Annotated in this window: 23 protein-coding genes; 11 read left to right on the forward strand and 12 right to left on the reverse strand. The window is 69.0% G+C overall.

Going from position 1 to position 25,421, the window contains the following annotated elements; translation table 11 throughout:
* Positions 1–95: 95 nt before the first annotated feature.
* Positions 96–2,420: a heavy metal translocating P-type ATPase gene (locus EV666_RS13340; RefSeq protein ID WP_245514419.1), complete on the reverse strand. Its 2,325-nt coding sequence runs from the start codon at positions 2,418–2,420 to the stop codon at positions 96–98.
* A gap of 75 nt (positions 2,421–2,495) precedes the next feature.
* Here EV666_RS13340 and EV666_RS13345 point away from each other — a divergent pair, with 75 nt between their 5' ends.
* The 4 genes from EV666_RS13345 to EV666_RS13360 all read left to right on the forward strand — a co-directional run bounded on the left by EV666_RS13345 (position 2,496) and on the right by EV666_RS13360 (position 5,923).
* Complete coding sequence (locus EV666_RS13345; protein WP_132008852.1) at positions 2,496–2,918, forward strand: MerR family transcriptional regulator; 423 nt, start codon at positions 2,496–2,498, stop codon at positions 2,916–2,918.
* Between the two features lie 248 nt (positions 2,919–3,166).
* The gene (locus EV666_RS13350; protein ID WP_132008855.1) at positions 3,167–3,346 is read left to right on the forward strand and encodes a hypothetical protein; all 180 of its coding nucleotides are present in this window, start codon (positions 3,167–3,169) and stop codon (positions 3,344–3,346) included.
* A gap of 190 nt (positions 3,347–3,536) precedes the next feature.
* Complete coding sequence (locus EV666_RS13355; RefSeq protein WP_132008858.1) at positions 3,537–4,928, forward strand: leucyl aminopeptidase family protein; 1,392 nt, start codon at positions 3,537–3,539, stop codon at positions 4,926–4,928.
* Positions 4,929–5,020: 92 nt separating this feature from the next.
* Positions 5,021–5,923 (forward strand): C40 family peptidase, encoded by a 903-nt coding sequence (locus tag EV666_RS13360; protein WP_132008860.1) that lies wholly within the window; start codon positions 5,021–5,023, stop codon positions 5,921–5,923.
* Between the two features lie 141 nt (positions 5,924–6,064).
* Here the strand turns inward: EV666_RS13360 and EV666_RS13365 are convergent, their stop codons facing one another.
* The gene (locus EV666_RS13365; RefSeq protein WP_165910017.1) at positions 6,065–7,213 is read right to left on the reverse strand and encodes a BMP family lipoprotein; all 1,149 of its coding nucleotides are present in this window, start codon (positions 7,211–7,213) and stop codon (positions 6,065–6,067) included.
* 394 nt (positions 7,214–7,607) lie between these two features.
* Here EV666_RS13365 and EV666_RS13370 point away from each other — a divergent pair, with 394 nt between their 5' ends.
* Positions 7,608–8,396: a HesA/MoeB/ThiF family protein gene (locus tag EV666_RS13370; protein ID WP_132008866.1), complete on the forward strand. Its 789-nt coding sequence runs from the start codon at positions 7,608–7,610 to the stop codon at positions 8,394–8,396.
* Positions 8,397–8,498: 102 nt separating this feature from the next.
* Here EV666_RS13370 and EV666_RS13375 read toward each other — a convergent pair whose 3' ends face one another.
* From EV666_RS13375 to EV666_RS13405, 7 genes are all read right to left on the reverse strand, one after another.
* Positions 8,499–8,915, reverse strand: coding sequence for a hypothetical protein (locus EV666_RS13375; RefSeq protein WP_132008869.1), 417 nt, complete (start codon positions 8,913–8,915; stop codon positions 8,499–8,501).
* A gap of 217 nt (positions 8,916–9,132) precedes the next feature.
* On the reverse strand, positions 9,133–11,547 hold the full coding sequence (pheT, locus tag EV666_RS13380; RefSeq protein ID WP_132008872.1) for a phenylalanine--tRNA ligase subunit beta: 2,415 nt from the start codon (positions 11,545–11,547) through the stop codon (positions 9,133–9,135).
* 19 nt (positions 11,548–11,566) lie between these two features.
* Entirely contained in the window at positions 11,567–12,685 is a 1,119-nt protein-coding gene (gene pheS / locus EV666_RS13385) for a phenylalanine--tRNA ligase subunit alpha (RefSeq protein ID WP_132008875.1), read from the reverse strand.
* Between the two features lie 283 nt (positions 12,686–12,968).
* Positions 12,969–13,331 (reverse strand): 50S ribosomal protein L20, encoded by a 363-nt coding sequence (rplT, locus tag EV666_RS13390; RefSeq protein ID WP_132008878.1) that lies wholly within the window; start codon positions 13,329–13,331, stop codon positions 12,969–12,971.
* Positions 13,332–13,374: 43 nt separating this feature from the next.
* Positions 13,375–13,575 (reverse strand): 50S ribosomal protein L35, encoded by a 201-nt coding sequence (gene rpmI / locus EV666_RS13395; RefSeq protein WP_132008881.1) that lies wholly within the window; start codon positions 13,573–13,575, stop codon positions 13,375–13,377.
* Positions 13,576–13,891: 316 nt separating this feature from the next.
* On the reverse strand, positions 13,892–14,416 hold the full coding sequence (gene infC / locus EV666_RS13400) for a translation initiation factor IF-3 (protein WP_245514420.1): 525 nt from the start codon (positions 14,414–14,416) through the stop codon (positions 13,892–13,894).
* A 324-nt stretch (positions 14,417–14,740) separates the two neighbouring features.
* Positions 14,741–15,943 (reverse strand): glycosyltransferase family 4 protein, encoded by a 1,203-nt coding sequence (locus EV666_RS13405; protein WP_132008887.1) that lies wholly within the window; start codon positions 15,941–15,943, stop codon positions 14,741–14,743.
* A 320-nt stretch (positions 15,944–16,263) separates the two neighbouring features.
* On the opposite strand from EV666_RS13405, the gene EV666_RS13410 reads away from it, so the two are divergent.
* Positions 16,264–17,040, forward strand: coding sequence for an alpha/beta hydrolase (locus EV666_RS13410; RefSeq protein ID WP_132008890.1), 777 nt, complete (start codon positions 16,264–16,266; stop codon positions 17,038–17,040).
* Between the two features lie 209 nt (positions 17,041–17,249).
* Here EV666_RS13410 and EV666_RS13415 read toward each other — a convergent pair whose 3' ends face one another.
* From EV666_RS13415 to EV666_RS13425, 3 genes are all read right to left on the reverse strand, one after another.
* Positions 17,250–17,501, reverse strand: coding sequence for a BQ00720 family protein (locus EV666_RS13415; RefSeq protein ID WP_132008893.1), 252 nt, complete (start codon positions 17,499–17,501; stop codon positions 17,250–17,252).
* 157 nt (positions 17,502–17,658) lie between these two features.
* Complete coding sequence (locus EV666_RS13420; RefSeq protein WP_132008896.1) at positions 17,659–18,087, reverse strand: Hsp20 family protein; 429 nt, start codon at positions 18,085–18,087, stop codon at positions 17,659–17,661.
* A 118-nt stretch (positions 18,088–18,205) separates the two neighbouring features.
* Positions 18,206–19,234, reverse strand: a complete 1,029-nt coding sequence (locus EV666_RS13425) for an NAD-dependent epimerase/dehydratase family protein (RefSeq protein WP_132008899.1) — start codon at positions 19,232–19,234, stop codon at positions 18,206–18,208.
* A gap of 244 nt (positions 19,235–19,478) precedes the next feature.
* On the opposite strand from EV666_RS13425, the gene EV666_RS13430 reads away from it, so the two are divergent.
* From EV666_RS13430 to pstA, 5 genes are all read left to right on the forward strand, one after another.
* A complete protein-coding gene (locus EV666_RS13430) occupies positions 19,479–20,570 on the forward strand; it encodes a lysylphosphatidylglycerol synthase domain-containing protein (protein ID WP_132008902.1) in 1,092 nt (363 codons plus the stop codon).
* A gap of 101 nt (positions 20,571–20,671) precedes the next feature.
* The gene (locus EV666_RS13435; RefSeq protein ID WP_280990841.1) at positions 20,672–22,096 is read left to right on the forward strand and encodes an ATP-binding protein; all 1,425 of its coding nucleotides are present in this window, start codon (positions 20,672–20,674) and stop codon (positions 22,094–22,096) included.
* Positions 22,097–22,330: 234 nt separating this feature from the next.
* The gene (gene pstS, locus EV666_RS13440) at positions 22,331–23,377 is read left to right on the forward strand and encodes a phosphate ABC transporter substrate-binding protein PstS (RefSeq protein ID WP_280990842.1); all 1,047 of its coding nucleotides are present in this window, start codon (positions 22,331–22,333) and stop codon (positions 23,375–23,377) included.
* 181 nt (positions 23,378–23,558) lie between these two features.
* The gene (gene pstC / locus EV666_RS13445) at positions 23,559–24,557 is read left to right on the forward strand and encodes a phosphate ABC transporter permease subunit PstC (RefSeq protein ID WP_132008905.1); all 999 of its coding nucleotides are present in this window, start codon (positions 23,559–23,561) and stop codon (positions 24,555–24,557) included.
* Positions 24,558–24,560: 3 nt separating this feature from the next.
* Positions 24,561–25,409, forward strand: a complete 849-nt coding sequence (gene pstA, locus EV666_RS13450) for a phosphate ABC transporter permease PstA (protein ID WP_132008908.1) — start codon at positions 24,561–24,563, stop codon at positions 25,407–25,409.
* Positions 25,410–25,421 lie beyond the last annotated feature (12 nt).

The raw sequence follows: 25,421 nt of genomic DNA on the forward strand, positions 1-25,421 counted from the left end.
GCGTCCATGCCTTGCCGCAGCCGCAAGGGGGGCAATCGTCAGCCGGGCAGGGCTGTCTGACAGAACCGCCCGGCCGTCCATGGCGGGCGTTTCCCTCACGCCTCCCGCAACCGCAGCAGCCGCAGCGCATTGGCGGTCACCAGCACGGTCGCGCCAGTGTCGGCGAGGATCGCCATCCACAGGGGCGTTTCGCCGAGCAGGGTGGTGACCAGGAACGCCGCCTTCAGCCCAAGCGCGATCACCAGGTTCTGGCGGATATTGCCCATGCCGGCGCGGGCGAGGCGGATCAGGCTGGCGACGTCGCCGATGCGGTTACGCAGCAGCGCCGCGTCGGCGGTTTCCAGCGCCACGTCCGTGCCGCCGCCCATGGCGACGCCGACGGCAGCGGCGGCCAGCGCCGGGGCGTCGTTGATGCCGTCGCCGACCATCGCCACCGGGCCAGCCTGTTGCAGGCGGTCGATGGCGGCCAGCTTGTCGCCAGGCAGCAGCTCCGCCTCAACCGCGAGGCCCAGCGCCGCGCCGATGGCGGCGGCGGTGTGGGCGTTGTCGCCGGTCAGCATCACCGGCGTGACGCCAAGCGCCTTCAGCTCCGCCACGCCGGCGGCGGCGTCATCGCGTGGTTCGTCGCGCAGGGCGATGAGCGCCAGCGCCACGCCGTCCTCGCTGACCACCACCACGGTCTTGCCGTCGCTCTCCAGCTGCGTCACGCGCGCGTCCGCGCTGGCGGGCAGGGCGCCGGACTCGCGCGCCTGACGGGGCGAGCCCACCGTCACCAGGCCGCTGTCCAGCCGGCCGGAAACACCCTTGCCGGCCGTCGCCGCGCTGCCGTCCAGGGTGCGTGGAATGGTGAGCCCGCGCGCTTCCGCTTCGGCGATGATGGCGAGGCCAAGCGGATGGTTCGAACCCATTTCTACGGCGGCCGCCTTGGCGAGAGCGGCGTTGATCGCCGTCGCATCGGTCGGCGTCGCGTCGTCGCCGCCGGGCGGCGTCACGTTCGTCACCCGGGGTTCGCCGCGCGTCAGCGTGCCGGTCTTGTCGAAGGCGATGGTCCGCACATGGGCCAGCGTTTCCAGCGTTGCGCCGCCCTTGGCCAGCAGGCCGCGCCGGGCGCCGTTGGCGATGGCGGCGGCGATGGCGGCGGGCGTCGAGATGACCAGCGCGCACGGGCAGGCGATCAGCAACACCGCCAGGCCGCGATAGATCCAGGTTTCCCACGGCTGGCCGGCGAGCAGCGGCGGCAGGATGGCGACCAGCGCCGCGAAGGCCATGGCGGCGGGAGTGTACCAGCGGCTGAAGCGGTTGATGAAGCGCTCGATCGGCGCCTTTTTCTCCTGCGCCTCCTCCACCATGGCGATAATGCGGGCGATGGTGTTGTCGGCGGCCGCGCTGGTGATGCGCACCCGCAATTCGCCAGTGAGATTGATGGCGCCGGCGTAGATTTTGTCGCCGGCCCGGCGGGCTACGGGCGTCGACTCGCCGGTGACCGGCGCCTCGTTCATGTCAGAGGCGCCGCTGAGGATTTCGCCGTCGGACGGGGCGCGGTCACCCGGGCGCACCACCACCGTGTCGCCCACGGCGAGCGCGTCGGCGCCCACCGTTTCCAGCGTCCCGTTCCTGTCCCGCAACGCCGTGCGCGGCACGACGTCGAGCAACGCCGTGACGCCGGCTCGCGCCCGCCCGGCGGCGACGCCCTCCAGCATCTCGCCGATATTGAACAGAACGACGACGGCGGCGGCTTCCACCGATTCACCGATCAGCAGGGCGCCGACAGCGGCCACCACCAGCAGGGTCTCAATGGTGAACGGCGAGCCCGTCGCCGCCCCTGCCCAGGCCCGGCGGGCGATGGGCGCCACCGCGATGAGGGTGGCGAGGCTCCACACGGCGCGCGACCATGAAGGAACAATCCAGGCGACAACGAACGCCGCCGCGACGATCGCCATGGCGAGCAGGGTCTGCCAGCTGCCCGCCGGCATCCATACCGGCATGCGGGCGGCGAACCACGACGGCGCCGTCTCCGGCGCATGGCTGTGGCCAAAATGGTCCTCGCCATGGTCTGCGCCATGATCCTTGCCATGGTCATCATGGGCGTGACCATGTTGATGCTCATGCTCATGAGCGTGATCATGCCCATGGTGGTGACCGGGGCCGTCACAGCACGGGGCATGGGCGTGGGCCGCCGCATTCGCCGTGGCGCCAGCCGGCTCCGGCCGCGCCGCATATCCCAGCCGTTTCAGCAGCGCGGCCACCTCGGCGGCGGCCGGTTGCGCCTCTGCCTCGATGGTCAGGCGCTGCAGGGCGACATTGACGGCGACGCCGGTGACGCCGGGCAGACGTTGCACCGCTGTCTCGATTTTCAGCGCGCAGGCGGCGCAATCCATGCCTTCGACGCGATAGCGCCGGGTGGCGGCGGGCGCATTCATGGCTTCACCAGCTGGTAATTTTCCACTGCCGACATCACATAGGGCCTGTAGTCACTACAGGGTCAAGAGGCGGATATGGCGGATTGCCCGGACAATGGCGCGTGGTCGATTGGCGAACTGGCGAAGCGCGTCGGCAGCAATGTGGAGACGGTGCGCTATTATGAACGCATTGGCGTGATGCCGCCGCCAGCGCGCAGCGCCGCCAACTATCGCCTCTACAGCGACGCCCATTTGCGCCGGCTGAGCTTTGTCATGCGCGCCCGGCGCCTCGGCTTTTCGCTGGAGCAGGTGCGGGCGTTGCTGGAGTTGTCTGGTCAGGCCAGCCAGCCCTGCGCCGGCGTGCACGCCATCGCCCGCGCCCACCGCGACGAGATCGACCGCAAGATCGCCGACCTCACCGCCCTGCGCGCGGAGCTGGACGCGCTGCTCTCCCACGCCCACACCGGCGCCATCGCCGAGTGCCGCATCATCGAAGCCCTGTCGCCGCGCGACGCATGAGGCTGCCGCGGCTACGCCGCGTTTACCATTCGCCGCAAGGCATCGGGCGACTTTGTGAACCGGCGGGGCCGCGTTGTATTTCTGCCATTTATTTGGCGCGAAAGGCAAAATGACGCCGTCACCAGCCGGGCGCCTCCCGGGCGGCGGCCGGTAAGAATTGATTCAGGACAATCCTTAATCAGCGCGCAACACCGCGTGGCTAGCGTTCCGCCCAAGCTGGCGATGGCCAGAGTTTTCGGGGGAACCATATGATTTTGCGCGGTAGCCGCTCCAGCTCCCAGCCGCCGTCCCGTCTCACGGCCTCGGTCATCGAGCAGTTGCTGATCGCCACGCTCATCGCCGTGGCGATCGTCACCGCCGTGGGCACCATCCGCAACAGCCTGCCCGCCGCTGTCCAGGGCGTTGGCGAAAGCTACGCCGCGCGCTGACCTTGCGGCGGAGCAGGGCTCCGGCGGCGGCCAGAACGATTGTGCCGCCGCGCGCGACGGGCGTAAGATGAGACTGCGTTCCCGCATCACCGGCGACGCTCCAGACCTTTGATCAGGCGCCGTTCCGTTAGAAAAGCGCCCGTTGCTTTTGCCGGAATGGCTTCGGCCACGACAGCCAGGGATCGTTCGCGTGCCACTTCAACTGTTGCTTGCGCCGGAAGCGACGGCGCTTCCCATCTGGTTCGTCACCGCGTCCACCTGGACGGATATCGCCGCCGGCCTGCCAGCCAGCGCCCGGGCCTTCGCTGCTGCGCAGGAGTTCACGGGCGCCGCCGGCAAGGGGCTGTTGCTGCCGGGGCCGGACGGGGCCGTCTGCGCCGCCGTGTTCGGCGTGGAGGACGCCGGCGCCCGCCATGTCGATCCGTTCCTGGCCGGCGCGCTCTATGCCCTGTTGCCGGGCGGCGCATGGCGCTTCGCCAACGCGCCGCGTGATCCGCAACTGGCCGTGCTGGCCATGGCGCTCGCCGGCTACGCCTTCAATCGCTACAAGGCGTCGGCAAAGGTCAAGGATGTGGCGCTGGTGGCGCCCGATGGCGTCGACGCTGCTGAAATCGGCCGCATCGTCGACGGCGTCTTCCTGGCGCGCGACCTCATCAACACCCCGGCCAATGATCTGACGCCCGCCGACATGGAGCGGGCCGTGCTGAACCTGGCGGCCCGCTTCGGCGCGCGGGTGTCGGTCGTCACCGGCGACGATCTGCTGGTCAAAAATTTTCCGATGATCCACGCCGTGGGCCGCGCCTCGGCGACGGCGCCGCGCCTCATTGACATGGTCTGGGGCGAAACCGGCGCGCCGAAGGTGACGCTGGTGGGCAAGGGCGTCAGCTTTGACACCGGCGGCCTCGACATCAAACCCTCATCGGCCATGCTGCTGATGAAGAAGGATATGGGCGGCGCCGCGGCGGCCCTGGCGGCGGCGCAGATGATCATGGCCGCCAACCTGCCGGTGCGGTTGCGCGTCATCATTCCGGCGGTGGAAAACGCCATTTCCGCCAATGCCTTCCGCCCCGGCGACGTGCTGCCGAGCCGCAAGGGCCTCACCGTGGAGATCGGCAACACCGACGCGGAGGGCCGGCTGATCCTCGCCGACGCCCTGGCGCTGGCGGACGACGACGCGCCCGGGCTGCTGTTCGATTACGCCACACTCACCGGCGCCGCCCGCGTCGCCACCGGCCCCGACCTGCCGCCGTTCTACACGCGCGACGAGACGTTGGCCGCCGACATCGCCCGGATTGGCGAGGCCGTGAACGATCCGGTGTGGCGGCTGCCCCTGTGGGGGGCTTACGAGCGGCTGCTGGATTCGAAGATCGCCGACGTCAATCACGTCTCCAGCGGGCCGTTCGCCGGCTCGATCACGGCGGCGCTGTTCCTTGGCCGCTTTGTCTCGCAGGCCGGAGCCTGGGCCCATTTCGATATCTACGGCTGGACGCCGTCGGCCCGGCCAGGAAGGCCGGAAGGCGGCGAAGCCCAGGCGGCGCGCCTGACCTACGCCCTGGTGCGCGCCCGCCATGGCCAAGGGTAGGCGCATTCCCTGCACAATCTGGGCCGCCTGGACGATGCTTTGGCGCCTCCGTTCCCCGAGGCCGCCGTTTGCCCTGAGTGGTGGAGTTGCCAATGAGCGCCCGTGATCCCCGCCTGACCCCGGCGCGGACCGATCTGGCGGCTGAATCCCTGCGCGGCCAGGTTTCCGCGCCGCGATACGCCGCCCCACGCCGCATGGTGGTGCGGGCCTATGCGGCCAGCTTGCGCCGCGCGCCGCGCCGCGATGCGCCGCTGGACACCGAAGCGCTGCATGGCGAGGCCGTCGACGTTTACGACATGGACGACGAGGGCTGGGCCTGGGGGCAATTGCTTGCCGACGGCTATGTCGGCTACCTCCCGGCTGACGACCTGGTGGACGCCGGGCCGGCGCCCACCCACCGCGTCATCGCTCCGCGCACCTTCATTTACCCGACCCCGGACATCAAGGCGCCGCCCCTCGGCGCCCTGCCGCTGGCGGCGTCGGTGACAGCCGGCGCTGACGCAACGGCGAAAGCCGCCGCCGCTGGCGCCGCCGCGGCGCGCTTCACGCGCCTGGCCCAGGGAAACGGCCAGGAAGGCGGTTATGTCTACGCCGCCCATCTGGCGCCGGCGGCAGCGGCGGGCGGCGACCACGCCGCCGTGGCGGAGCGGCTGGTGGGCGCGCCCTATTTGTGGGGCGGGCGCACCTCGCTGGGGCTGGACTGTTCGGCCCTCGTGCAGCTTTCGCTGATGGCGGTGGGGCGGGCCTGCCCGCGCGACAGCGACATGCAGGCGGCCGGGGTTGGCGAGGCGTTGCCGGTGGATGCGCTGGACCAGCTGACACGCGGCGATCTGGTGTTCTGGCGCGGCCACGTCGGCATGATGCTGGACCCGCGCACGCTGATCCACGCCAACGGCCATCACATGCAGGTGGCTGTCGAACCGCTGGCGGGCGCCATGGCCCGCATCGCCGCCGCCGGCGGCGGCCCGGCGACAGCCCTGCGCGCCGTCCGCTGACCCATCGCGGCTAACCGCGCCGTCGCCCGCCACCGGCCAAACCCACATGCCCGCGTCAGTCGTGGCGCCCGCGCTGGTTACCGGACAGGTCAACCCACCACGGGGAAGGCGCTGCCTCCCTTCAGGGCGCGCTTCGAATGGTTACCGGGCGCGCTGCGGCGTCGGGCAAAGACCTTCAGGGGTCATGCCCGGAATCACCAGGGCGCCGCTGATGATGGCGGCCACATTGTCCTGCAACGCGGCGCGCACATCCGGCGGCGCTGGCGGCGCGGCGGCGTCGTTCAGCCGCAGCTCGATCCCCTGCTCACGGAGGCCGACGCTGGCGGCGCCCGCCGTCCAGCCGTCGCCGGCCGCCGCCTCCAGGGCCGACAGGATGACGGCGTCATAGCGACGGACCTGCATGGCCAGCACATTGCGGGGAAACAGGTTGAGGGCGTTGCTGTTGCGCGCGACGCTGAGGGCGCCCAGATCCCGCACCGTCTCCATGGCGCCGGCGCCGGCCGCGCCAGCGGGCGTGATGATGATGCTGGCGCCGCGATCTATCTGCCCGCGCGCCAGCTCGGCGCCGCGTCGCGCCTCCTGTTTCGGCTCCACGTCGGCGCTTTCCAGATCGGGGAACAGCAGGGCGTTCGGGTTGGCTGTCAGCAGCCCTTGCGCCGCCGCGCACAGGGCCGACCGGCGCTCCTGGGCCGCCGGGCCGCCAACGAATCCCACATGGCCTTCGCCGGCGAGCCGCCCCGCCAGCCACGCGGCCAGCCATCCGGTTTCGTTGTCACGGAAGGTGATGGCGCGAATGTTGGGGCCGCTGGCCGCGCCGCCGATGAGGATGAAGCGCTTGTCCGGGAACTCTTTCGCCACCTGCTCGAGGACAGCGCCCAGATTGGCCGCGATGACGACGATGGTCCGGTGTCCCTGGGCGAGGTTGCGAATCGCCTCCGCCGCCTTCGGCGCGGTGGCGGCCACCAGATCGGCCCGCCGCCCGCTCTGTCCGTAAAGCCTCACCGCCTCCTGGGCGCCAGCCAGTGGCTCGGCGCCGCTGACGCCATCGTCGACCACGAGAATGCCCGCGGGCGGCGACGCGGCCGGTTGCGCGGGTTGGGAGGCCGGTGGCGGAGCAGCCTGCTGGGCCGCCGCTGGTTGGGCGTGGGCCAGCGTCGCGGCCAGCGCCATGGCGCAGGTCCGGGCCATGGCGGCGGTTTTGCGCCGGAAAGGCGCTGTACGCTGGCGCAGGCCGTCCGTCGCCAGGGTGTGGTGATGCGCCTGCAACGCGCTGTTGTCATGCCTGGTCATCGTGCGCATCTTAACGCGCCAGCCAGAGCGCGCCAGACCGTTATCGGAGACTGGTGATAGCCTGTGAGGCCAGGGCGCTGATCGCAGGCCCAGGCGCCGCCAGCCAGGCCAAGGCGCCGCCAGCCAGGTCAAAGGCGCCGCCAGCTAGGCCAAGGCGCCCAGCCAGGCCAAGGCGCCGCCAGCCAGGTCAAAGGCGCCGCCAGCCAGGTCAAAGGCGCCGCCAGGCGGGCCCGGGGCGCCGCCAGGTCAGGTCGAGGCGTCGCCAGGGGCAAAAACTCGCTCCGGGGCTGGCCGGCGCCGCAACATTTCCCGCGGGACGGCGCATCGCGTTATACCGTTCGTTGCAGGGGCGGGCGTCTTCGCGCGCCTGGCGCCGCCGCAGACAGGAGAGATCATGTTCGACGCCGACGAGGTTGAGCGCTACGCCCGCCATCTGGTGCTGCGCGATATCGGCGGCCCCGGCCAGGCGCGGCTCAAGCAGGCCCGTGTGCTGGTGGTGGGGGCCGGCGGCCTCGGGGCGCCGCTGGTGCAATATCTGGCCGCGGCCGGCGTTGGAACCATCGGCGTGATTGATGACGACGTGGTCGCCCTGTCCAACCTGCAACGTCAGGTGCTGTTCGCCACGGCGGACGTGGGCCGCCCCAAGGTTGCGGCGGCGGTGGATGCGGCGGCGCGTTTGAACCCCCATGTCACGGTCATCCCCCTTGAGCAGCGCCTCGACGTCGCCAACGCCGGCGATCTGATACGCGCCTGGGACGTGGTGGCGGAAGGCTCCGACAACTTCGATACGCGCTACGCCGTCTCGGACGCCTGCTTTTACGGGAAGAAGCCGGTGGTGATGGGCGCGCTTGGCATGTTCGACGGTTCGGTGACGACCGTGCGCGCCCATGAAACCGGGGCCGATGGTCGTCCCAACCCCACCTGGCGCTGCCTGTTTCCACAACAGCCGCCGCCGGGTCTGGTCCCCACCTGCGCCGAGGCTGGCGTGCTGGGGGCGGTGACCGGGGTGATCGGCTCGCTGATGGCGGTGGAAGTGATCCGCGCCATTACCGGCTTCGGCGACAGCCTCGTCGGCCGTCTGCTGACCTTCGACGCCGCACGCATGCGCTTCCGCGATCTCGCTTATGGCTGGGACCCGGACAATCCGCTATCGGGCGGGCAGGCCGGCAAACAGGCTGGCTGACGGGAAGCAGGCGCGAAAACTGGCGCGAAAATTGGCGACAGGCGGGGGCGACAGGCAGGTTGGGCGCCCGGCGCCGTCATGAAGCGGACAGGCGGAGCCGGGTCAGCGGCCGCGCAATGAATTCCCGCTGATGATTGAATCGGGCACCGTGAATGTCGCGGAGGCGCGTCCATATCTGCTGCGGCTGCCGCGATAGCTGCGCCCGTAGCGGTTGCCGCGCCGGCTGTAACGGTTTCCGGCTGTCTTACCGGTGCTTTCCGCCTTGCCGTCGCCATCGGTGGCGACTTCCGGCGACACCATGGGCGCGCCGTGGCGGCGCTCAGGGCCGAAACTGGCGAGGCAGGCGTTATAGGCGAGAGCTTCCTTGAAGCGTTCGCAATCGTCAATGGATTTGGGAGCGCCAGCCGGTTTCTTCCGCGGGCTGGCGCCGGCCGGGCCAGCGAACCCGGTGAAAACCATGGTCATGGCGACCGCGAGCAGCATCGCCATGCCTGTTGACCAGAATTCCGTTCTCCGCACGGGCCATGTCTCCGCAGATGAGGCGGCATTCTGGGCCGCCGCCGCGCATCCGGCAAGTCCACAGCCAGGAGCGGCCCGCAGCCAGCAGAGCGGTCCGCAGCTAGGGGCGCGCCCAGCCAGGGACAGCCCTCCCGGGAAGGGCAGACCGCCCCATGGCGAGGGTCCTGACTGCTGGCGCAGGGAGGTCCCTTGACGCCAGCGTCAGCAAACCCGCCAGTTATGTCCGCAGGATGGCGCCGGCGCGTTTGGTCGCCGCGGCGACGATCTTCGCCGAGATCTCCTCAATGTCCGCGTCGGTCAGCGTCCGCTCTTTTGGTTGCAGGGTCACCGACAGGGCGACCGACTTCTTGCCAGGCCCAACGCGCTCGCCCTCATAGATGTCGAACACGCTGACATCGACGATCAGGTTGCGCTCGGCCCCCGCCACCGCCTTCACCAGATCGCCAGCGGCGACGCCGGCGTCGACGACGAAGGCAAAGTCACGGCTCAGCGGTTGCAGGTCAGCCAGCGCCAGCTTCGGCCGGGCGCGGCTGGCCTTGGCCTTCGCCGGCGGCAGCGCGCTGAGATTGATCTCGAACGCCGCCAGCGGCCCCTTGACGTCCAGCGCCTTCAGGGTCGCCGGGTGCAACTCGCCGAACCAGCCGATCACCGCCTTCGGGCCGAACTGCAGCGTGGCCGAGCGGCCCGGGTGCAGCCATGCGGGGCCACCGGGAACAATCTGCGCGCCGGCGGTGGAAACGCCGAGCGCCGTCAGCAGGGCGAACACGTCGGCCTTGACGTCGAACACGCTCACCGGCTTCGCGTCGCCCTCCCAGCTGCGCCCGGCGCCGGCGACGCCAGCCGTTCCGCGCCGCACGCCGGCGGCGACCATCGACTGGCCCTCCGGCGCGTCGGAGGCAAAGGTCTGGCCGACCTCGAACAGCGCCACATCCGGGAAGCCCCGGTCGGCGTTGCGCTGCGCCGCCGCCAGCAGGCCGGGAACCAGGCTTGGCCGCATGTCGGACATGTCGGCCGCGATCGGGTTGGCCAGCTTCAGCTCCGGTGTGCCGCCGCCAAAGGCCACAGCTTCCTTTTCGGAGATGAAGGAGTAGGTCACCGCCTCCACCAGGCCGCGCGACGCCAGCAGGCGGCGGGCGGTGCGGGTGCGGCGCTGCAACGGCGTCAGCACGCCGATGGTCAGCCCGCCGGGGCGCGGCAGCGGCGTCGATTCCACCCGGTCGATGCCGGCGATGCGGACGATCTCCTCCACCAGATCGGCCTTGCCCTCCACGTCAGCGCGCCACGACGGCGGCGTGACCTGGATGATGTCGGCTTCGCCGGCGACGGCGAAGCCGAGCGCGACCAGAATGGCGCGCATTTCGTCGCGCGGCAGATTGAGGCCGGTGAGGCGCTGCACCTCGCTGAACGGGAAATCGATGACCCGCGCCGTGTCCGGAATGGCGCCGGCCAGCGTCACGTCGCTGGCCGCGCCGCCGCACAGGTCCAGCACCAGCTGCGTCGCCATCTCCATGCCCGGCAGGGTGAAGGCCGGATCGACGCCGCGCTCGAAGCGGAAGCGGGCGTCAGAAATCAGCCCGAGCTTGCGGCCAGTGCGGGCGATGTTCAGCGTGTCCCACAAAGCCGATTCGATCAGCACGTCGGTGGTGGCGTCAGAGACGCCCGAGTGCTCGCCGCCCATGACGCCGGCCAGCGACTCAACGCCGTTGTCGTCTGCGATCACCACCATGCCGGCGTCGAGTTTGTAGGTCTTGCCGTCGAGGGCCAGCAGCTCCTCGCCGTCCCTGGCGCGACGGATCACCAGATCGCCCTTCACCTTGCCGGCGTCGAACACATGCAGCGGCCGGCCCCGGTCGAAGGTCATGTAATTGGTGATGTCGACCAGCGCATTGATCGGGCGCAGGCCAATCTCGCGCAGGCGCTTCTGCAGCCAGTCGGGCGAGGGGCCATTCTTCACGCCGCGCACCAGTCGCAGGGCGAAGGCCGGGCACAGGGCGGCGTCGTCCAGGTCGATGCGCACGCCAACCGGATTGGCGCCGGCGCCGGCCACGGGGGCGATGGCGGGCGTCTTCACCTTGCCGAGGCCGGCGGCGGCGAGATCGCGGGCGATGCCGGCGAGGCCCAGCGCGTCGGCGCGGTTTGGCGTCACCGAAATTTCGATGACCGGATCGTCGAGGCCGGCCCAGACGGCGAACGGCTGTCCCACCGGCGCGTCTTCGGGCAATTCGATGATGCCGTCATGGTCTTCCGACAGCTCCAGCTCGAAGGCAGAGCACAGCATGCCCCGGCTTTCGACGCCGCGAATGACGCCGACCGACAGGGTGATGTCCTTGGCGGGGACATATGTGCCTGGCGGCGCGAACACCGACTTCAGGCCGGCGCGGGCGTTGGGGGCGCCGCACACCACCTGGATGGGCGCGCCGGAGCCGTCATCGACCATGCATACCCGCAGCTTGTCGGCGTTCGGGTGTTTCTCGGCCGAGATCACATGGGCGATGCGATAGGCCGCCAGCTCGGCGGCGCGGTCGCGCACGCCTTCCACTTCAAGGCCGACCTGGGTGAGCGCTTCGGCGATGCGATCGGTGGAAGCGTCCGTGTCGAGGTGATCCCTGAGCCAGGAAAGGGGGAATTTCATCGTCAGTCTCCGGTGACGCTCAGGAGGACAGGCCGCCGGCCAGCGACGGCAGGTCGAGGGGGCGGAAGCCGTAGTGCTCCAGCCAGCGCACGTCGGCCTCGAAGAAGGGGCGCAGGTCCGGCATGCCGTACTTCAGCATGGCGATGCGATCGATGCCCATGCCCCAGGCAAAGCCCTGGTATTCATCGGGATCGATGCCGCAATTGCGCAGCACGTTGGGATGCACCATGCCGCAGCCCAGAATCTCCAGCCAGTCGTCGCCCTCGCCGAAGCGGATTTCGCCGCCCTTGCGCGAGCACTGGATGTCGACCTCCGCCGAGGGCTCGGTGAAGGGGAAGAACGACGGGCGGAAGCGCATTTTCACGCTGTCCACCTCGAAAAACGCCTTGCAGAACTCCTCCAGCACCCATTTCAGGTGGCCCATGTTGGCGACCCTGTCGATCACCAGCCCCTCCACCTGATGGAACATCGGCGTGTGGGTCTGGTCGGAATCGGTGCGGTAGGTGCGGCCGGGGCAGATAACGCGGATCGGCGGCTTCACGTTCTGCATGGTGCGGATCTGCACCGGCGAGGTGTGGGTGCGCAGCAGCTTGCGCTTGCCGTCGGCGCCTTCCGGCAGGAAGAAGGTGTCGTGCATCTCACGCGCCGGGTGACCTTCCGGGAAGTTCAGGGCGGTGAAATTGTAAAAATCAGTTTCGATATCCGGCCCTTCGGCGACGGCGAAGCCCATGTCGGCGAAGATGGCGGTGAGTTCGTCCACCACCTGGCTGATCGGATGCAGCCGGCCTCTGCTCTGCGGCGCCTCGCGCAGCGGCAGCGTGACGTCGACGCGCTCGGCCTCGAGGCGGGCGGTGAGGGCGGCGGCGGCGAGTTCTTCCTTGCGGGCGGCCAGGGCGCCCTGCACGCGGTCGCGCAGGCCGTTGATCAGCGGCCCCTTTTCCTTTCGCTCCTCGGGGGACATGGCGCCGAGGGTCTTCAGCAGTTCGGAGACGCGCCCCTTCTTGCCCAGCGCCGCCACGCGGATGGCCTCGATGGCGGCCTCGTCCGCCGCGCCGGCGATGTCCGCCGTCAGGCCCTGTTCGAGCGCGGCGAGATCGGAAGCAGGATCGGTTGAAGAACTGGCGTTGGGATCGGTCATTGCGGCCTCGCAGGCTCCGGGCCAGCCGGGCCGCCCATGGCGATGGCGGGCCGTGATCTGCCGGAGCGGATTATCGCGTCAGGAAAGCGCGTCAAACCAGGGAGACAGGGCAACTCCGTTTCAATGTGAACGGATCTTGCTCCGGAACGGTCAGGCCGCGCGGCGCAAAAGGCGTTGCGCGGACCCCTGACATGCGACAGCGCCGCGACGGTCTTGCGACCGTCCGGCGCTGCTGCCTCGGTAAAGCTGGGGAGAGGGCGCCCGGTCAGGACGCCTCCGCCGATCAGGCCGCGGGAAGCGCAGCCTTGGCCTGGTCCACGATGGCCTTGAAGGCGACCGGTTCGCGGATGGCCAGATCGGACAGCACCTTGCGGTCGATCTCAACGCCGGCCTTGCCGAGGCCGTCGATAAAGCGGCTGTAGGTCAGGCCATGTTCACGCACGGCGGCGTTCAGGCGCTGGATCCAGAGCGCGCGGAAGGTGCGCTTCTTGTTCTTGCGGTCGCGATACGCGTACTGCATCGAGCGATCGACAGCCGCCTTGGCGGTGCGGATCGTATTTTTGCGGCGGCCGTAGAAGCCCTTGGCTGCCTTGAGAACTTTTTTATGCTTGGCGTGGGCGGTCACGCCGCGCTTGACGCGGGCCATGTTGGATCTCCTGGGAACCTGTCAAAGATGCTGGCGGAATGGATCAGTAGTTGGGGAGGAAGAACTTCTTGATGTTCTTCGCGTCGCCCTCGAACAGCACGGTGGTGCCGCGCTGGTTGCGGATCTGCTTGTTGGTCCGCTTGATCATTCCGTGGCGCTTGCCGGCCTGGGCGGCCAGCACCTTGCCGGTGCCGGTGATCTTGAAGCGCTTTTTCGCGCCCGACTTCGTCTTCAGCTTGGGCATTTGGCTCTCCTCAACGCGAGAGAGGCGGCGAACCGCCCCTGAACTCATGGGATTTTCATGAGCTTTCACGAACCGCCACGGCAGCCCTTTACAAGCCGGTCGGTCCGAATGAAGCGTGGCTTATGGCAGAAACATCGCGCCGCCACAAGACCGGCGGGCGCGTCGAAACGTCATTGCCCACAAATGCGGCCCCAGGCCAACCCAGGTCCGGGGCCCCTACGGGCCCAGGGCCATTGCCGGCCTGGCGCCGCCAAAAGAAAACCGGCCAGGCTGGGAGCCTGACCGGCGAAATGCGCGACCATGCGCGGCCCGGCGCTCAGCTGCGCGGCGCCAGAATCATGATCATCTGGCGGCCTTCGAGCATCGGCTCGCTCTCCACCTTGGCGATTTCCGCCATTTCCGTCTTCACGCGCACCAGCAGGCGATAGCCGATGTCCTGGTGCGCCATTTCACGGCCACGGAAGCGCAGGGTCACCTTGACCTTGTCGCCCTCCTCGAAGAAGCGGCGCACCGCCTTCATCTTGGTTTCGTAGTCGTGCTCGTCGATGCCCGGCCGCAGCTTCACTTCCTTGACTTCAACCGTCTTCTGCTTCTTGCGCGCCTCGGACTGTTTCTTCTGCTCGAGGAACTTGAAGCGGCCGAGGTCGAGAATCTTGCACACCGGCGGCGTGGAGTTGGGCGCGATCTCTACCAGATCAAGACCGGCTTCCTCGGCGATGTTGAGCGCGTCAAAAAACGGCACCACTCCCCGGTTCTGCCCGGTGTCGTCAATGAGCTGGACTTCGCGGACGCCGCGAATGTCGCGGTTGGCGCGGGGCCCTTCCTTCTGTGGGGCCTGCATGGATCGCATTGGGCGACGAATGGCGGTCTTCTCCTCTAACTGCGCGGCGGAATGGGCGGGTGTCGCCGGACGGCGGCGGTCGCCAGCGCGCAAATATAATCTGAAGCCGGGACATTCGCAGAATGCGCCGGCAAGTCAAGGCGCCAGCGCGATCCGCGGCCGCCTGGGGCAACGGCGCGCCGGCGCCAGACGTTCGGGCGGTCCGCCCGGCGGCGCCGGGTCACGCAGACCGCATTCATGAATCGCGGTGACGTCGCGCCCGGATGGTTTTTTGGCGGACGTCTGGCCTGACCGGCCGGGGCCGGGGCCGGGCGGGGCGCGAAATCAGGACCGCGCCGCCGCCAGCGCCGCCACATAGGCGTCGAGGGTGGCGTTGACCATGGCTTCGAGCGAGAAATGCTGCTCCACGTGCATGCGGGCGCGCCGGGTCATGCCCTCCAGCGCGCTGGCGCCCATGGTCAGGGCCGCGCCGATGGCGTCCGCCAGGGCGTCGGCGTCGCCAGGCGGGACGACCCAGCCGGTGCGTTCGCTCGCTGGCACGCGCGGCGGGTAGAGCACGGTTTCCGGCACGGCGCCGAGATCGGAAACGATCACCGGGGTGCCGAGGGCCTGCGCCTCCACGGCGACGCGGCCAAACGCCTCTGGCTCGGTGGAGGGCACGGTCACCACCGCCGCCGCCAGCAGCGCCGCCGGCATGTCGGTGCAATGGCCAACGCGGTGCACAACGCCCTGCAGGCCCAGCCTGTTGATCATGCCGTCCAGCTCGCGCACGTAGGAATCCCGCCCCTGCGGATCGCCCGCCAGCACGAAAGCCACGTCGCGCAGGCCGTTGTCGACCAGCTTCTTCGCCGCTTCAATGAGGACCTTCTGCCCCTTCCAGCTGGTCAGCCGGGCGGCCAGCAGCACGATGCGTTCATGCGGCGGCAGTTTCCACGCCTTGCGCAGCGCCTCCACCCGTTCAGCCGGCACGGAGCGGGCCGAGAAGGCGTTGAGATTGGTGCCGCGATGGATGACGCGGATGCGCGGGCGGGCCTGGGGCCAGGCCGCGCAGATCAGATCGGCGGTGTAATGGGAGTTGGCGATCACCACATCACCGCGCGCCATGACGGAATTGTAATGCACCTTGACCGGCGACTTGCCGGAATAGCTGCCATGATAGGTGGTGACGAACGGCAGGCCGAGGCTGCGCGCGGCCGCCAGCGCCACCCATGCCGGGGCGCGGGAGCGGGCGTGCACCAGCGACACGCCCTCATCGAGGCAGATGCGCATCAGCTTGCGCGCGTTCAGCGCCATGGCGACCGGGTTCTTGCTGCGGGCCGGGAAGGGGATCCAGATGCCCCCTTCCGCCTGGAGTTCGCCGACCAGCCGGCCGCCTTCCGTCGCCACCAGCGCCCGGGCGCCGCAGCGCGCCAGCCCGGCGGCGATGTCCACCGCCGTGCGCTCGGCGCCGCCAGCGTCCAGCTCGGGAACGATCTGGAGAATGGTGCGGCCTGCGAGGGCGTGGGCGGTGGTGGGAAAATGATTCATTGCTGACCGGGGTCGTGACGAAAAATGGACGAAGCGTGGCGAACCTGCGCCAGGACAGGCGGATTGGACGCGCCATGATGCCGCAGAAATGTTAACCGAACGGAATTGTCCTGATTCCGCGGTCCGGGCGCTGGACATTTTCGGGCTCCGCGCCAGAACCGCACCCCGCCCGGCGGCGCGTCAGGCGTTTGCAGGCGCGTCGTGCGTCGCTTCACGGTGGAAACATGCCTCAACCAGAAACATGAGGCGAAATTTCGTTTCCCCCGACCGGAATTTTGCGCCCGCGTCAACCAGGGCGCGTTACGCTGAAGAGGAAGCTCATGACGGTAGAAGCTCCAGAGTTTCTTGAAGTTGGCGACGGCGACGCCGCCCGTCGCATCGCTTTCAGACGACGCGCCGGCTCCGGGCCAACGGTGATCTGGCTCGGCGGCTTCCGCTCCGACATGCTTGCCACCAAGGCCAGCGCCCTCGATGCGGCCGCGGCGGCCTGCGGCGGCGCTTTCCTGCGGTTCGATTATGGCGGTCACGGGGAATCTGGCGGCCGGTTCGAGGACCTGTGTGTCACCGCCTGGCTGGAGGACGCCCTCGCCGTCATCAACCGCTTCGGCGGCGGGCGGCCGGTGCTGGTCGGCTCCTCCATGGGCGGCTGGATCGCCCTGCTGGTCGCCCGCGAACTGGCGCGCCAGGGCAAGGCGCCTGGCGCCATGGTGCTGATCGCGCCGGCGGTTGATTTCACGGAAAAGCTGATGTGGCCGGCGATGCCGGAGGACGCGCGTCAGGCGGTGCTCCGCGATGGCGTCTGGCTGCGGCCATCGGAATATTCCGACGAGCCCTATCCCATCACCCGTAAGCTGATCGAGGACGGCGCCGGCCACAGCCTGCTCGACGCCCCCATCGATCCTGGCTGCCCGGTGCATATCCTGCAGGGCATGGAGGACCCGGACGTGCCATGGCGTCACGCAAGGCACGTGTTCGAGGCGTTGCCCGGCGTCAACGTCAATCTCACCTTCATCAAGGATGGCGACCATCGCCTGTCGCGCCCCCAGGACATCGCCCTGCTGACGCGCGTGGTCGACGCCATGCGCGCTGGCGTTTGAGGGTGTGACGACGGAGAGGGGCGATGGGTGGCGGCCACGGGGTGCGAAGTTGCCCGGGCCAGGCAGCCCGGGCGTGCGGATGGCGCGCCACTGGAGCAGTTTTCGACCAGTCCGGATCGGAAACCGCCCAAGCCTTCCCCGTATTGCGCCTTCCCTGTTTTGAGTGACCTGGGATCGATCAGCCGATCGCGGCTGATCGACAGGCGCTGTCAGTGCAGGCTCACCGGCGTCAGGTCATTGGCCCAGGCGTTGGCCAGGGCGGCGTCGCGCGTGTCGGTGACGAGGATCGGCGTGCCGTCGCCGGCGAGCAGGGCGAACAGCTCCATGCCAGGCTGCAGGGCCGGGGCCTGGGGAAACAGGCTCTTCACGTCTTCCGAGCGGATGGCGCGCACATAGGCGAGGCCATTGGCGGCCTCCAGGTCGGTGCTCTTCGGGCTGTTGTCAAATTCGTGTCTGGTCATGGCTGTCCTCCTGTGCGCCCCCATTCCGGGCGACGCTGGTGCGTCATCACAGGCGCCACTGTCGCTGTGATCACGGTCGGCCGGCCGCGATTGGCCCGGCCATGACATGCGCTGCGGAAGTCATTCCCCCGCGCATGATCTGGTGCGGCGCCCGGGATCAGTCCCGCGCCGCGATGTCGATGCGGCGGACGACGCGCTGGGCGTCCGGTCGCGCCACGTCGACGGAAAGAAGCCCGTTGGAAAGGTCCGCCCCGAGCACCTCCATGCCGTCGGCCAGCAGGAACGAGCGCTGGAACTGCCGCGCCGCGATGCCCCGGTGCAGGAACACCCGCGACTTGTCCTCCAGCTGCCGCCCACGGATCACCAGCTGGTTCTCTTCCAGGGTGATTTCAAGCTGGTCGCGAGTGAAGCCGGCGACCGCAAGCGTGATGCGCAGCCGCTCCGGGTCGGCGTCGCCGCGCTGGATGCGCTCGATGTTGTACGGCGGATAGCCGTCGGTCGCAGCCTTGGCGGCCCGGTCCAGCGCCTGCTCGATCTCGTCGAACCCGAGCAGGAACGGGTGGGAAAACGGTGATGCTCGCGTCATATGGCGAAGCCCTTTCAAAAGGCGCCTCGTGGATTGACCCGCTGTCTGCGGCGTCAAGGCAGATTTAGGGAGCGCCCGGGCTGGTTTCAAGCGGCGACCATGCGCGCTCCGCATGGGTTCAGTCCGCCATCGCCATCCGCCGCAATCCTTCCGCCAGGGTGAGCGGCGGCGTCCAGCCGCTGCGCGCCAGCACGGGGCTTATGTCGATCTCGAAGGAGTCGATCAGGCTTTCTGCCATGCCGGCGCGCCCGGCCATGGTCAGCGCCCGCCGCAGCAGCAGGGGCGGGAAGGCGACGAGGCGCGGCTTCCGGCCGGTCGCGGCGCCGAGCAGGCGGACGAACTCCGGCGTCGATGGCGTCTGCGCGTCAGCCAGCGTCCAGGCGTCGACGGCGCCGGGCGGCGGCGGGTTGTCCAGGGCATGGGCGATGAACGAGGTCAGGTTTTCCAGCCCCAGGAACGAGCGGCGATTGTCGATGGCGGCGAACGGCAGCGGCAGGCCGCGCCGCACGGCCCCCAGCAGCGCCCGGATATTGGCGGTGGGATGGGGCCCGTGCACCACGGCCGGCCGCACGATGCTGACTGCGAGGCCAAGCTCCGGCGCGAGACGGCGCAGGCCCTCCTCGGCGTCGGCCTTGCTGATCGCATAGGCTCCCGAGGGGGCGAGCGGCGAGTCGCTGCTGAACGGCTGGCCTGGCCGGGTCACGTGGCCATGCACGTAGGATGTGCTGGCGAAAATCATCTGGCGCACCCCGGCGGCGGCCGCCGCCCGCGCCAGGGCAAGCGTCGGCAGGGTGTTGTGGGCGCGATACAGGGCCAGCGCCTCCGCCTCATCGCCAATGGCGCGGTGGGCCCGGCCGGCCAGATGCACCAGGGCCTCGCAGCCACGCAAGGCGTTGACCAGATTTTCGCCAGACGCGGTGGCGGCGTCGGCCAGATCGCCGATGGCCACGACGCGCGCGCCCGCGACCGGAACGCCCGCGACCGGAGCGCCCTCCGGTCCGGCGGTCGCCGCCCGTTGCAGCAGCGTCAGTTGATGCCCGCCGCCCGCCAGCGCCGGCGCGCAATAGCGACCGATAAAGCCGCTGGCGCCAGTCAGCGCGACGCGGCGGGCAGGGCGGGCAATGGGATCAGGGGGGCGCAAATTCATCCCCAAGGCATGGGGGCGGCCGCGCCGGAAATCAACAGCGCCGGGCGTGATGAGAGCGGGCGCCGTTCTCCGCCGCCAGATTTTCGCGCATCCACCCCGGCGGTTGAAATTCTGACGCAGGGCTGAAATATGCCAGAGTTACGGAATGTAAGTGGCGTTCCGCGCCCATATGGTCGGGCGCGGCCTGTCATTTGACTGTTTCGCCCGCGACGATGGCGTTCCGCCGGCGAATTGAAGGGTTCTGATGACAGGCAGCACGAAGCTCAGTTCTGGAGCCGCCGGCGCCGGCGAACTGGTCGCGGAAGCGGGGCCGCCTGACGCCACGTTCGGGGAGCCTTCCGCCCGCAAAAGCCGCTGGTCATGGGTTGGTCTTGTCGCCAGCCTGGCGATTTTCGCCGCGTCCGCCTTCGTCCTGTGGCGCACCGCCCACACCATCAGCGCCGCGGACGTGCTCGCCGCGCTGGCGCGCGTGTCGGCCGGGCAACTGGGCGTGGCCATGCTGCTGGTGGCGGTGAGTTATCTGCTGCTGACCGGCTATGATTTCCTCGCCTTGCGGCAGATGCGCATCAAGGTTCCGTACCGGACCACGGCGCTGGCGTCGTTCACCAGCTATGCGGTCAGCTTCACCCTGGGGTTTCCCCTGCTCACCTCCGGCGCCGTGCGCTATCGCATCTACGCGGCGCGCGGCGTGCGCGCCCCGCAGATCGCCAGCCTCACGGTGATCGCCGGCATCACCTTCTGGCTTGGCATGGGCGTCGTGCTTGGCTGGAGCCTGATGGCCGAGGCCGGCGCCATTTCGCTGCTGGCCCACACCAGCATTTTCATCAACCAGCTTGCCGGCCTGCTCACCGCCTGCGCCGTTGTTGGCTACCTCATCTGGGTGTCGGTGAAGCACCGTTATGTGGCGGTGAAAGGCTGGCGCCTGGAACTGCCGGGCCTCAGGCTCTCGCTGGGGCAGATGGCCCTTGGCGCTGGCGACGCCTGCGCCGCCGCCGGCGTTCTGTTCGTGCTGCTGCCCGATGGCCATGGCGTCAACTTCGCCACCTTCCTCGCCATTTATGTCTGCGCCTGCATGCTGGGCATCGTCAGCCATGCGCCAGGCGGCATCGGCGTGTTCGAGGCGACCATGCTGGTGGCCCTGTCGTCGCTGCCGGGATCGCAGGTGCTGGGGGCGTTGTTGCTGTTCCGGCTCTGTTATTACCTGTTGCCGTTCCTGCTCGCGCTGGCGCTTCTGAGTGGTTATGAGATCGTCAAACGATTGAAATCCGGGCGTGACAGCCTGTGTGATGATTCTGGCGGCGGGGCCGGGCCGGGCCTGCGTCGGGAAGCGTCGTAACCGGGCCGGCGAAACCTGTGGAGGGCGCCCGGCGCTTTCCGGTTCAGACCGGGGGCGTCGCAAACCCCGATGGCGCGGTGATACATCCTGGGACGGATCCGATGACAGCCGAGTTCACCCGGGGGGCCCAGGAGCAGGGCCAGGGAGCGACGGAGCCGGGGACGCGCCGCCTGATGGCCCTGCGCGCGTTTCGCGCCGCGGCGCGCCTGCTGGCTCCCCTGTGCCTGGGGCTGGCTGGCGGCCTGGCGCTGGTCGCCTCCGGGATGGAGGCCGCCGCGCGCGGCTGGCCCTGGGCGGCGCTGGCGGGCATGGCGCTCTGGTTCATGCAGTTGCTGGCTGGCCGGGCGCTGCGACAGGCGCGCGCCGGCGGCGGCGTGGGCCCAAGCCGGCTGACCCCGGCCGGCGGCGCGACCGATCTGGCCTTGCCGGCGGTGGTGTCGGCCTTTCCCGATCCGTGCGTCGCCGTGGATCGCCGCGGCGTGGTGCTGGCGATTTCAGCCCCAGCGCTGCGCCTGTTTCCGCACCTGGTCATCGGCCGGCCCATGTCCTTCGCGCTGCGCGCGCCCGAGTTTGTCGAGGCGCTGGAGGCCGTGCTGAACGGCGGCCCGGGACGGACCGTGCTGGTGACGCAGCGGGTGCCGGTGGAGCGTTCGTTCGAGATCGCCACGGCGCCGCTCGAAGCGGACCGCCGCAGGGGCGCCCTTGTGGTCCTGCGCGACCTGACGGACCAGCTGCGCGTCGCGCAGATGCGGGTCGATTTCATCGCCAACGCCAGCCATGAACTGCGTACGCCGCTGGCGACGGTGCTCGGCTTTATTGAAACCCTCCAGGGGCCGGCCCGCAACGATGCGGTGGCGCGCGAGCGTTTTCTCACCATCATGCGCGACCAGTCCCTGCGCATGAAGCGGCTGATCGACGACCTGCTGTCCCTGTCGCGGATCGAGGGCCGCGCCCACCACGCCCCGTCCGCGCCCGTGGACCTTGTGGATGTGGCGCGACAGATCACCGGGGCGCTGCGGCCGATGGCGACGGATGCGGGGGTCGATATTCGCCTGGCCGCGCCGGCGGAGCCGGTGATTGTTCCCGGCGATCGCGATGAACTGCTGCGGGTGGTGGAAAACCTGGTGGAGAACGCCGTGAAATATGGCGATGGCGGCAAGCGCGTCGCGATCACGGTGACCACGCGCGCCGCGCCGGACGAGCCACGGCGGGAGGGCGCCGCGAAGCCGGAGGCGGGCGGGGAGGACGCCGGGCAGGCCGCCTCCGCCGCCCCATCGGAGGCCGTCATCGAAGTGCGCGATTTTGGCGCCGGCATACCCGCCGAACATGTGCCGCGTCTGACCGAACGGTTTTACCGGGTCGACGCCCAGGCCAGCCGCGGCAAGGGCGGTTCGGGCCTTGGCCTCGCCATCGTCAAGCACATCGTCAACCGTCATCGCGGCCGGCTGCATGTCGAAAGCGTCCCCGGCGAGGGCGCGACCTTCCGCGTGGTGTTGCCGCTGGCGGACGCTTCCCACGCCGGCTGAAGGCGCGATCAGGCGGGGCCGGACTCACCGGTGGACGACGCTGATGCGCCGCTTTTTGTGACAGCCGGCGCCAGGGCGGGACTAATATGTTGATAGTCATGGGTTTCCAGATGTCATACAAGCGTCACTGGCGGGGCCTAAACAGGCCGCGCTGACCGGGGCGAAGAACTTCGCGTGGGTCAGCCGCGTTCCGCCACGGGACGCAGGACGGTTGCACAACCCTGGAGACGTACCGTGAAATTCAAATCGCTTGCCGTTGCCGCCGGCATGGCCATCGCGGCGCTTGCGATGCCCGCCGCCGCGCGCGCCGACATTTCCGGCGCTGGCGCCAGTTTCCCGTTTCCGGTTTACGCCAAGTGGGCGGACGCCTGGAACAGGGAGACCGGCAAGAAGCTGAATTACCAGTCGATCGGCTCCGGCGGCGGCATCAAGCAGATTCGCGCCCGCACCGTGACCTTTGGCGCCACCGACGCGCCCCTGAAGGGCCCGGAGCTTGAAAAGGACGGCCTCGTCCAGTTCCCGATGGTGATGGGCGGCATCGTGCCGGTGATCAACGTTGAGGGCGTCGGGTCGGGCGAGCTGGTGCTCGACGGTCCGACCCTGGCGAAAATCTTCCTCGGCGACATCAAGACCTGGGACGACCCGGCCATCAAGGCCCTGAACCCCGATCTGAAGCTGCCTTCCTCCGCCATCGCCGTGGTGCGCCGTTCGGACGGCTCGGGCACCACCTTCAATTTCACCGACTACCTCGGCAAGGTCAGCCCCGACTGGAAGGAAAAGGTCGGCTCCGCCACCGCGGTGGAGTGGCCGGTGGGCCTCGGCGCCAAGGGCAACGAGGGCGTCGCCGCCAACGTTGGCCAGACCAAAGGCTCCATCGGCTATGTGGAGTACGCCTACGCGAAGGAAAACAACATCGCCTTCGCCCGCATGAAGAACAAGGCCGGCAAGGTCGTCAGCCCGGAGGTGACGAGCTTCCAGGCCGCCGCCGCCAATGCGGACTGGTCGTCGGCGCCGGGCTTCGGCGTCATCCTCACCGATGAACCGGGCGATGGCTCCTGGCCGATCACCGCCGCCACCTTCATCCTGATGCACAAGAAGCCGAATGACCCGGCCGCCGCCGCCGAAGCCCTGCAGTTCTTCGACTGGGCTTTTGAAAAAGGCGGCCCGATGGCCGAGCAGCTGATCTACATCCCGATGCCGGCCAGCGTGGTGAAGCAGGTGCGCGACGCCTGGAGCGCCATCGTCGGCCCGGACGGCAAGCCGGTCGCCGTCGCGAAGTAAGCCGGCCGCACGGGCCGGTCAGGCGTCCGGCCGGATATCTGGCCGGACCGCCATGCCCGCATATGGACCCGGGGGGCCGGGAGCGTATACGGGAGAGCGGGCAGGCGTCAGGCCCGCCGGCGCATGACATGCCGCCGGTCCGGGCCGGACGATCGCGAAAAGAGGCAATTCGGGGCTATTGATGGCTGACACATCATTTCCGGGACCTTTGGCCGGGGCCGCCCATGCGGCGCCAGCGCGCACGGCGGTCCTGAACAGGTTCAGACTGGGAAACCTGCTGTTTCTCAATCTGACGCGCGCCGCCGCCGTGCTGGTGCTCGTGCTGCTGGGCGGCGTCATGGTCGCCCTGATCGAGGGCGCGGCGCCGGCCCTTCGCGAGTTCGGCTTTGGCTTCGTCACCTCCCAGTCGTGGAACCCGGTGACCGAGAAATTCGGCGCCCTTGCGCCGATCTACGGCACTATCGTCACGTCGCTGATCGCCATGCTGATCGCCGTGCCGGTGGGGCTGGGCATCGCCATCTTCCTCACCGAGCTGTGTCCCATGCCGCTGCGCCGGCCGATCGGCATCGCCATCGAGCTGCTCGCCGGCATTCCCTCGATCATCTACGGCATCTGGGGTCTGTTCGTCTTCGCGCCCTTCCTCCAGACGACGGTGCAGCCGTTCCTCATTTCGCTGTTCGGCCCCATTCCGCTGCTGAACGCGGTGTTCGCCGGCCCGCCCTATGGCATTGGCATGCTCACCGCCGGCCTGATCCTGGCCATCATGGTGCTGCCGTTCATCACCTCGATCGCCCGCGATGTCTTCTCCACCGTTCCGCCGGTGTTGAAGGAGGCCGCCTACGGCATTGGCTGCACGCGCTGGGAAGTGGTGAAGAACGTCGTGCTGCCCTTCACCCGCGTCGGCGTCATCGGCGGCGTCATGCTGGGCCTTGGCCGCGCCCTCGGCGAGACCATGGCGGTGACCTTCGTCATCGGCAACGCCCACAAGATCTCCGCGTCGATCCTGGCGCCGGGCACCACGATTTCTGCGACCATCGCCAACGAATTCACCGAGGCGGTCGGCGATATCTACACCTCTTCGCTGATCGCGCTTGGCCTGCTGCTGTTCGTCATCACCTTCATTGTGCTGGCCATCGCCCGCTACATGCTGCTGCGCCTCGAAATGAAGGGTGGGAAGTAAGCCATGAGCAACGCCAACCCCTTCTATGGTCGCCGCAAGAGCCGCTCCAACCTGATGATGGGCCTGTGCATGGCCGCGTCCCTGTTTGGTCTGGCCTGGCTGGTGATGATCCTCGCCGCGCTGCTCTGGAACGGTGTCAGCGGCCTGTCGCTGGACGTGTTCACCCAGAACACCCCGCCGCCCGGCTCGGCCGGCGGCCTACTCAACGCCATCGTCGGCAGCCTGATCATGACGGCGCTTGGCGTGGTGATCGGCACGCCCATCGGCATCCTCGCCGGCACCTACATGGCCGAATACGGCGCCCATGGGAAACTGTCGCTCGTGGTGCGCTTCATCAACGACATCCTGCTCAGCGCCCCCTCCATCGTCATCGGCCTCTTCGTCTACGAGGTGATGGTGGTCCGCATGGGCCATTTCTCGGGCTTTGCCGGCGCGGTCGCCCTGTCGATCATCGTCATTCCCGTGGTGGTGCGCACCACCGAGGACATGCTGAACCTGGTGCCAAACCAGCTGCGTGAGGCGGCCTCGGCGCTCGGCATGCCGCGCCATCTGGTCATCCGCCGCATCGCCTACCGCGCCGCCCGGGCCGGCATGGTCACCGGCGTGCTGCTCGCCATCGCCCGCGTTTCCGGCGAGACGGCGCCGCTGCTGTTCACGGCGCTGAACAACCAGTTCGGCGGCGCCAACCTCAACGGGCCGATGGCCAGCCTGCCGGTGGTGATCTTCCAGTTCGCCCTGTCGCCTTACAAGGATTGGCAGCAACTGGCCTGGACCGGCGCCCTGATCATCACCCTCTCGGTGCTCACCCTCTCCATCCTGGCCCGCGTCATCGCCTCCAGGAGCCGCCAGTGAACGGGAGCCGCC

It is taken from the genome of Camelimonas lactis (genome assembly GCF_004342915.1).
Taxonomy (GTDB): domain Bacteria; phylum Pseudomonadota; class Alphaproteobacteria; order Rhizobiales; family Beijerinckiaceae; genus Camelimonas; species Camelimonas lactis.